This window comes from Polaromonas sp. (assembly GCF_031411155.1).
In the GTDB taxonomy this organism is placed as follows: Bacteria; Pseudomonadota; Gammaproteobacteria; order Burkholderiales; family Burkholderiaceae_C; genus Polaromonas.
Genome location: NZ_JANOAL010000302.1, coordinates 1 through 6,747, shown reverse-complemented (window position 1 = coordinate 6,747; position 6,747 = coordinate 1). Strand labels below are relative to the sequence as shown.

The 6,747-nt window shown below is 60.5% G+C and carries 8 protein-coding genes and 1 tRNA gene; 5 read left to right on the top strand and 4 right to left on the bottom strand.

All coding sequences use genetic code 11. The features are described 5' to 3' along the window. Positions 1-64 precede the first annotated feature (64 nt). Together RMO23_RS17765 and RMO23_RS17760 are read right to left on the bottom strand one after the other, a co-directional pair. Positions 65-141: transfer RNA gene (locus RMO23_RS17765), tRNA-Pro, on the bottom strand. A gap of 19 nt (positions 142-160) precedes the next feature. Beyond that, on the bottom strand, positions 161-1,144 hold the full coding sequence (locus tag RMO23_RS17760; RefSeq protein ID WP_309684147.1) for a polyprenyl synthetase family protein: 984 nt from the start codon (positions 1,142-1,144) through the stop codon (positions 161-163). Positions 1,145-1,319: 175 nt separating this feature from the next. Here RMO23_RS17760 and rplU point away from each other — a divergent pair, with 175 nt between their 5' ends. The 4 genes from rplU to proB all read left to right on the top strand — a co-directional run bounded on the left by rplU (position 1,320) and on the right by proB (position 4,340). Further along, positions 1,320-1,631, top strand: coding sequence for a 50S ribosomal protein L21 (gene rplU, locus RMO23_RS17755; RefSeq protein ID WP_309684145.1), 312 nt, complete (start codon positions 1,320-1,322; stop codon positions 1,629-1,631). Positions 1,632-1,658: 27 nt separating this feature from the next. Continuing rightward, entirely contained in the window at positions 1,659-1,916 is a 258-nt protein-coding gene (rpmA, locus tag RMO23_RS17750; RefSeq protein WP_309684143.1) for a 50S ribosomal protein L27, read from the top strand. A 117-nt stretch (positions 1,917-2,033) separates the two neighbouring features. After that, positions 2,034-3,104: an Obg family GTPase CgtA gene (cgtA, locus tag RMO23_RS17745; protein WP_309684141.1), complete on the top strand. Its 1,071-nt coding sequence runs from the start codon at positions 2,034-2,036 to the stop codon at positions 3,102-3,104. A gap of 99 nt (positions 3,105-3,203) precedes the next feature. Then, positions 3,204-4,340 carry a glutamate 5-kinase gene (gene proB, locus RMO23_RS17740; RefSeq protein WP_309684139.1) on the top strand — a complete coding sequence of 379 codons (1,137 nt, stop codon included), beginning with the start codon at positions 3,204-3,206 and terminating at the stop codon, positions 4,338-4,340. Between the two features lie 22 nt (positions 4,341-4,362). Here the strand turns inward: proB and RMO23_RS17735 are convergent, their stop codons facing one another. Together RMO23_RS17735 and RMO23_RS17730 are read right to left on the bottom strand one after the other, a co-directional pair. Next, on the bottom strand, positions 4,363-4,869 hold the full coding sequence (locus RMO23_RS17735) for a CNP1-like family protein (RefSeq protein ID WP_309684137.1): 507 nt from the start codon (positions 4,867-4,869) through the stop codon (positions 4,363-4,365). Further along, the gene (locus tag RMO23_RS17730) at positions 4,866-5,576 is read right to left on the bottom strand and encodes an RNA pyrophosphohydrolase (protein WP_309684135.1); all 711 of its coding nucleotides are present in this window, start codon (positions 5,574-5,576) and stop codon (positions 4,866-4,868) included. Before RMO23_RS17730 ends, RMO23_RS17735 begins: the two co-directional genes overlap by 4 nt. A gap of 120 nt (positions 5,577-5,696) precedes the next feature. On the opposite strand from RMO23_RS17730, the gene proS reads away from it, so the two are divergent. Then, on the top strand, positions 5,697-6,747 hold a 1,051-nt coding region (proS, locus tag RMO23_RS17725), incomplete at its 3' end, for a proline--tRNA ligase (protein WP_309684134.1).

The following is a 6,747-nucleotide window of genomic DNA, read 5'->3' as shown; positions in this document are numbered from 1 at the left end:
AAACCGCCGGGTCGCCGCCTGTTGCAGGGCAATTGTGCGCAGAAACGCACACTACAAAGGAATTTGGTCGGGGTGAGAGGATTCGAACCTCCGGCCTCTACGTCCCGAACGTAGCGCTCTACCAGGCTAAGCTACACCCCGCCACGACCAAAGTTATAGCTCAGAAGCGCCGTTCCAGCAATTGGGAGGCCAGTTGCTGCAAGGCGTGGCTATAGGGGTTTTGCGTCAGCGCAGGCAAAGCATCGAGCGCGCGTTGCGCTTCCGCAGCGGCCGCGGCGCGTGTCGCGTCCAGGGCGCCGGTCTGCTGCACGATCGAAATTATCCGGGGCATCTGTTCGGTGCCGCCGGTTTCGATGGCCTGCTCGATCATCAGACGCTCTGCCTCGGTGGCGCGCTGCATGGCAATGATCAGAGGCAGCGTCACCTTGCCTTCGCGCAGATCGTCGCCCAGGTTTTTCCCCATTTCCGACACATCGCCATCGTAATCCAGCACGTCATCGATCACCTGGAAAGCGGTGCCCAGCGCCTGGCCAAAATCCGCACAACTCTGTTCAACGGCCGGAGAGGCCTGTGCCAGCAACGCTGCCAGACGGGCGCTGGCCTCAAACAATTTGGCCGTCTTGGAACGGATCACCCGCAGGTAACCGTCCTCGGACAGTGTGGCGTCATGCATGTTCATCAATTGCAGGACCTCGCCCTCGGCAATCACATTGGTGGCTTCCGCCAGGGTTTGCATGATGCGCATGTCACCCGCCTCCACCATCATCTGGAAGGCGCGGGAATAGAGGAAATCCCCGACCAGCACACTGGCCGGATTGCCGAAGGCCTCATTGGCGGTCGCCCGGCCGCGGCGCAGCGTGGATTCGTCCACCACGTCATCATGCAGCAGGGTGGCGGTATGAATAAACTCCACCACGGCCGCCAGGTTGTAGCGCTGGTCACCGGTGTAGCCCAGGGCGCCGCACAGCAGCAGCAGCAGGGCTGGCCGCAGTCGCTTGCCCCCGGCCGCCACAATGTAGTGCGATACCTGACTCACCAGCGGCACCTCGGACTTCAGGCGACGCTCGATCACCGCGTCCATTTCGCGCATGTCGTCGGCAATCAGGGCAAGGGCAGCGGCGGTGCTGGAGGAGTTGGCAGACAAAAGGGCGGTCCCGACGTTAAGTTTTGGCCGATTATAGGAAGCCCGCGACCAAGCCCAAGTCACAAGCAGCCCGGAAAAACCGTTCCAAGCGCTCGCTTGGCTATTTTTGGCTGCCGTGCTAGAATCAAAGGCTCTGTGGAAATCCGTCCGCAGAACTCAATTTACGAGGTCTCACATGTACGCGGTCATAAAAACCGGCGGCAAACAATACAAAGTTGCTGCTGGAGAAAAAATTAAAGTAGAACAGATTGCTGCGGACGTAGGCCAAGAGATCGTTATTGACCAGGTATTGGCTGTCGGCGAAGGCAGTGCAATCAAGGTTGGTACGCCCTTGGTGTCCGGCGCGACTGTTACAGTCACGGTGCTGTCTCATGGCAGGCACGACAAAGTGCGCATTTTCAAAATGCGCCGTCGCAAGCACTACCAAAAACGCCAGGGTCACCGGCAAAACTTCACTGAACTGCAAATCGGCGCCATCGTCGCTTAAGCAGGCAAGTACCAGGAGTATTGAAAAATGGCACAGAAAAAAGGCGGCGGCTCTACGCGAAACGGGCGTGATTCACAGCCCAAAATGCTGGGCGTCAAGAAATTTGGCGGCGAAGTGATCAACGCAGGCAGCATTATTGTGCGTCAGCGTGGCACCAAGTTCCACCCAGGCGTCAATGTCGGCATCGGCAAAGACCACACCCTGTTTGCACTGGTTGACGGTGCAGTTTCCTTCTCGGTCAAGGGTTCGCTGAACAAGCACACCGTCCATGTGACGCCAGCCTAAGCTGATCACTGCGATAAGTCACTTCGACTGACGCGAAGCCCCGACCTGTCGGGGCTTTTTTGTTTGTAAACTACCTTTCCACGCTTCCCGCATTCAACGCCAACGGCGCTGCCCACCATGAAATTTGTTGACGAAGCCTATATTGACATTGCCGCCGGCGATGGCGGGAGCGGCTGCGTCTCGTTCAGCCATGAAAAGTACAAGGAATTCGGCGGTCCCAACGGTGGCGACGGCGGACGCGGCGGCCACGTATATGCGGTAGCCGACGTCAACCTGAACACGTTGGTGGATTTCCGTTTTTCGCGTCGCCACGAAGCCCGCAACGGCGAACACGGCATGGGCTCGGACATGTTTGGAGCCAAGGGAGACGACATCATCCTCAAGATGCCGGTCGGCACCATCCTGACCGATGCGGAAACCGGCGAGGTTCTTTTTGAACTGCTGGTGCCGGGCGAGCAGATCCTGATCGCCAAAGGCGGCGATGGCGGTTTTGGCAACCTGCGCTTCAAAAGTTCCACCAACCGGGCGCCGCGCAGCAAAACACCGGGCTGGCCCGGCGACCGGAAAAGCCTCAAGCTCGAACTGAAGGTGCTGGCCGACGTTGGCCTGCTGGGCATGCCCAATGCGGGTAAATCCACCTTCATCACGGCGGTCTCCAATGCCAGGCCACGCATTGCCGACTACCCTTTCACCACCCTGCACCCCAATCTGGGCGTGGTGCGGGTGGGTCCCGAGCAAAGTTTTGTGGTGGCCGATCTGCCCGGTCTGATTGAGGGCGCCTCCGAAGGCGCCGGCCTCGGCCACCTGTTTTTGCGGCACCTGCAGCGCACCCGCCTGCTGCTGCATATCGTTGATCTGGCTCCGTTTGATGAGGGCGTTGACCCGGTCGCCCAGGCCAAGGCGATTGTGGACGAACTCAAGAAATACGACGAAGCGCTGTATAAAAAACCGCGCTGGCTGGTCCTCAACAAGCTCGACATGGTGGACGGCGACAAGCGCGCAGCGATCGTCAAGGATTTTGTCAAGCGCTTCAAGTTCAAGGGCCCGGTGTTCGAGATTTCGGCGCTGACCCGGGAAGGCTGCGAGCAACTGGTCAAGACCATTTATCAGCATGTCAAGCAAGTGCAAAAGAGCGAGCAGCCCGTGAAAGACATCGACCCGCGGTTTGTCGAGCTTCCACCCGAATAAGCGAGGCCGGGCCCCGGCTGGCGCCCCATCACGGTCGCTATAAAAATAATAGCTGCTTGCGCCTGTATTCATTGGGCTAGAGCCTAAAATGTACTAAAAATGCTAGAAAACACCGGTTCCACTCTGCTGCGCAACGCCAGGCGCATTGTCGTCAAGGTGGGCTCCAGTCTGGTCACCAATGAAGGCAGGGGGTTGGACGCCGAGGCCATCGGCCAGTGGTGCGAACAGCTGGCCGCCCTGGCCAGGGACGGCCGGGAAGTGATCATGGTGAGCAGCGGGGCCATCGCCGAAGGCATGAAGCGGCTCGGCTGGACGGCTCGCCCGAAAGCCATTCACGAGTTGCAGGCGGCAGCGGCCGTCGGCCAGATGGGGCTGGCGCAGGTGTATGAATCCAAACTGCGCGAAAACGGCATCGGCAGCGCGCAGGTGCTGCTTACCCATGCCGACCTGGCCGACCGCGAGCGCTACCTCAACGCGCGCTCTACCCTGCTGACCCTGCTGCAACTGGGCGTGGTGCCGGTCATCAACGAAAACGACACCGTGGTCAACGACGAGATCAAGTTTGGCGACAACGACACCCTGGGCGCGCTGGTGGCCAACCTGGTCGAAGCCGACGCGCTGGTCATCCTGACCGATCAAAAAGGCCTTTACACCGCCGATCCGCGCAAAGACCCGGCCGCCCAATTTGTGCATGAGGCCAAGGCCGGCGATGCCGCGCTGGAAGCCATGGCGGGCGGTGCCGGCTCCAGCATCGGCAAGGGCGGCATGATCACCAAGATTCTGGCGGCCAAACGCGCGGCCGGCTCGGGTGCCTCCACCGTGATTGCCTGGGGCCGCGAGCCGCAGGCGCTGATCCGCCTGACGCAGGGCGAGGCCATTGGCACACTGCTGGTGGCGCAAACCCAGAAAAACCAGGCCCGCAAGCAATGGATGGCCGACCATCTGCAGCTGCGCGGCGCCATCACGGTTGACGCCGGGGCGGCCAGTAAGGTGACCGGTGAAGGCAAGAGCCTGCTGCCGATTGGCATGACCGCCGTGCAGGGGGACTTTTCGCGCGGCGACGTGATTGCCATCCAGAGCATTGACGGCGCAGAAATTGCCCGCGGACTGGCCAATTATTCAAGCGCCGAGGCGCGGCTGATCTGCCGCAAGGCATCATCAGAATTTGAAAAACTGCTGGGTTACACGGGCGAGCCTGAAATGATTCACCGCACCAACCTGGTCCTCAGCCGCTAGGCGAAGCGGCGCGCCGGCACATTTATCGTTTGAGGTTCGGGCTTTTCAGCTGCTGGACCAGGGCCTGGACCGAGGTGGCCGGCGCCGTATTGTCGCAAGCACCGGCCTGTGCAAAGCGCAAGGCATGGCTGGCCGATCGGTTGCCAAACAGCGGACGCCATTCGGGGCTGTCTACCGGGCTCCAGTGGCCATCCGCCGAGTACCGGGCATAGGTCTTGACCTCGGCAGTCGAGCAGCGAATGGCCTCGTACAAGACGTTTCTGGCGCCGCTGGCGCTGGTGGCCACCATCACATAGCGCACCAGGCTGTCACTTCCGGAAATGCTTACGGCCGCCGGGTCTACCCCAAATACCAGGGACGAGCCGGGCGAAGCCTCAAACGTGACCAGCTTGCCGAAGTCGAAGGCGGGCGGTGGCGGCGCCTCGGACTCCTTCCACTCGGGAATATCGACAATCCGTTGCGCCCAGGCGCCAGGGCTGATGCCGAGCGCAAGCGCCAGGCAAGCGGTCAAAACCGGTTTAAATGTCATGTTTTGGTGACCGGGGTATCCGCGCCAAAACTGGTCTGCGGGTCCGGCTCAAAGGTGGCGCCAGGCGGCAACTCAAACAGCGTACCGGTTCTGCCCGCATAAGGGCGAGCCGCGTCATTGCCGGGCCGATGCTCAGCCTCGTTGCCGGGGCCAGTTGCGTGCTGGTCTCGCTGGTGCAGGCCGCTGCGCAAATAACGGTTGCGATGGTCGCTGCGCGGCTCAAACCGGGCATCAAAGCGCGGCACAAAGCGCGACAGTTCTGTCAGCGCCATCTCATAGACGCCACGCTTGAACTCCACCACCACATCCAGCGGCACCCAGTAATCGTTCCAGCGCCAGGCATCAAACTCGGGATGGTCTGTGGCGCGCAGGTTCAAATCCCAGTCGTGACCAACCAGTTGCAGCAGAAACCAGATTTGTTTCTGGCCTTTGTAATGTCCGCGCGCATCGCGGCGGATGAACCGGTCAGGCACCTCATAGCGCAACCAGTCTCGGGTTCGGGCCAGCACATGGACGTGCTGCGGCATCAGTCCCACTTCTTCGTGCAATTCGCGGAACATGGCCTGCTCGGGATTTTCGCCCCGGTCAATGCCACCCTGCGGAAATTGCCACGAGTGGGTGCGGATACGTTTGCCCCAAAATACCTGACTTCTCTGGTTGAGCAAGATGATGCCGACGTTGGGCCTAAAGCCGTCCCGGTCAAGCATAATCAAACCTCAAATTTTTTAAACTGAGTCCATTATGCACAGCCCGGGCGCTATCGCCAAACTGTGCGGCTAAAAGCCCGACTCAGCCCTCCCCCAACTCGAATTTCCAGAAAACGCCCCATGAAAGCCTCGCAGTTCTTCATTTCCACCCTCAAGGAAGCGCCTGCCGATGCAGAAATCGTCAGCCACCAACTGATGACGCGCGCCGGCATGATCAAGAAACTCGGGACCGGCATTTACAGCTACATGCCCATGGGCCTGCGCGTGATCCGCAAGGTGGAGGCCATTGTTCGCGAGGAAATGAACCGCGCCGGTGCGATTGAAATGACCATGCCGGTGATTCAGCCGGCCGAACTCTGGCAGGAAACCGGCCGCTTTAAAAAAATGGGCCCGGAACTGCTGCGCATCAGGGACCGGCACGGCCGCGATTTTGTGGTGCAACCGACCAGCGAAGAGGTCATCACCGACGTGATGCGGCAGGACATCAAAAGCTACAAACAGCTACCCAAAAACCTGTACCAGATTCAGACCAAATTCCGCGACGAGCGCCGTCCGCGTTTTGGCCTGATGCGCGGGCGCGAGTTCATCATGAAAGACGCTTACAGCTTTGACCGCGACCAGACCGCCGCCAAAGCCAGCTACCAGGTCATGGCGCAGACCTACCGCCGGATTTTTGACCGCTTTGGCCTGACCTACCGGGCGGTTGCCGCCGACAGCGGTGCCATCGGCGGCGATTTGAGCGAAGAGTTCCAGGTGATTGCCGCCACCGGTGAAGACGCCATCGTGTACTGCCCCACCAGCGACTACGCAGCCAACATGGAGAAAGCCGAAGCGCTGGCACCGCAGGGCGTGCCCAAAGCCGCCTCGCAGGCGATGACCAAGACGGCGACTCCGGGCAAGGCCACCTGCGCCGATGTGGCCGAGCTGCTGGGCATTCCGCTGGAAACCACCGTCAAGTCACTGGTGCTGGCCACCGACCAGATCAACGAGGCTGGCGAGGTCACCAAGACCCAGGTCTGGCTGCTGCTGCTGCGCGGTGACCACGACATGAACGAAGTCAAGGTCGGCAAGGTGCCCGGCCTCACTAACTTTCGCTTCGCCACGCTTCCCGAGATTGAAGACCACTTTGGCTGCAAACCCGGTTACCTCGGGCCGCTGAACCTGCAAAAAC

Coding starts and splice junctions, on each gene's coding strand:
- rpmA (WP_309684143.1), top strand. CDS start 1,659: ATGGCACAGAAAAAAGGCGGCGGCTCTACGCGAAACGGGCGTGATTCA.
- RMO23_RS17730 (WP_309684135.1), bottom strand. CDS start 5,576: ATGCTTGACCGGGACGGCTTTAGGCCCAACGTCGGCATCATCTTGCTC.
- cgtA (WP_309684141.1), top strand. CDS start 2,034: ATGAAATTTGTTGACGAAGCCTATATTGACATTGCCGCCGGCGATGGC.
- proB (WP_309684139.1), top strand. CDS start 3,204: ATGCTAGAAAACACCGGTTCCACTCTGCTGCGCAACGCCAGGCGCATT.
- rplU (WP_309684145.1), top strand. CDS start 1,320: ATGTACGCGGTCATAAAAACCGGCGGCAAACAATACAAAGTTGCTGCT.
- RMO23_RS17735 (WP_309684137.1), bottom strand. CDS start 4,869: ATGACATTTAAACCGGTTTTGACCGCTTGCCTGGCGCTTGCGCTCGGC.